General features: G+C 65.5%; 1 protein-coding gene. It reads left to right on the forward strand.

Annotated features, from left to right (window positions below):
- On the forward strand, window positions 1-770 hold a 770-nt coding region (locus tag CFB45_RS38010), incomplete at both ends, for an aminotransferase class III-fold pyridoxal phosphate-dependent enzyme (protein WP_144025304.1).

The raw sequence follows: 770 nt of genomic DNA on the forward strand, positions 1-770 counted from the left end.
GCGCTCGACGCCGCGCACCACATCCACCCGTTCTCGGACATGGGCGCGCTGAACCGTGCAGGCAGCCGCGTGATCGTGAAGGCCGACGGCGTCTACCTGTGGGACTCGGACGGCAACAAGGTGATCGACGGGATGGCCGGCCTCTGGTGCGTGAACGTCGGCTACGGCCGCAAGGAACTCGCCGACGCCGCGTATCGCCAGATCCAGGAACTGCCGTTCTACAACACGTTCTTCAAGACCACGCACCCGCCGGTGATCGAGCTCTCCGCGATGCTCGCGGAAGTCACGCCGGCCGGCTTCAACCACTTCTTCTATTGCAACAGCGGCTCGGAAGGCAACGACACCGTGCTGCGCCTCGTGCACCAGTACTGGCGCGTGCAGGGCCAGCCGCAGAAGAAATACGTGATCTCGCGCAAGAACGGCTATCACGGCTCGACGATCGCCGGCGGCACGCTCGGCGGGATGGGCTACATGCACGAGCAGATGCCGTCGAAGGTCGAGCACATCGTGCATATCGACCAGCCGTATTTCTTCGGTGAAGCGGCGGCCGGCGAAACGCCGGAAGCGTTCGGCCTGGCGCGTGCACAGCAGCTAGAAGCGAAGATCCTCGAACTCGGCGCGGAGCACGTCGCCGCGTTCATCGGCGAGCCGTTCCAGGGCGCGGGCGGCGTGATCTTCCCGCCGTCGACGTACTGGCCGGAAATCCAGCGGATCTGCCGCAAGTACGACATCCTGCTGGTGGCCGACGAAGTGATCGGCGGCTTCGGCCG

Origin of the sequence: Burkholderia sp. HI2500, assembly GCF_002223055.1 — a bacterium.
Lineage (GTDB): Bacteria > Pseudomonadota > Gammaproteobacteria > Burkholderiales > Burkholderiaceae > Burkholderia.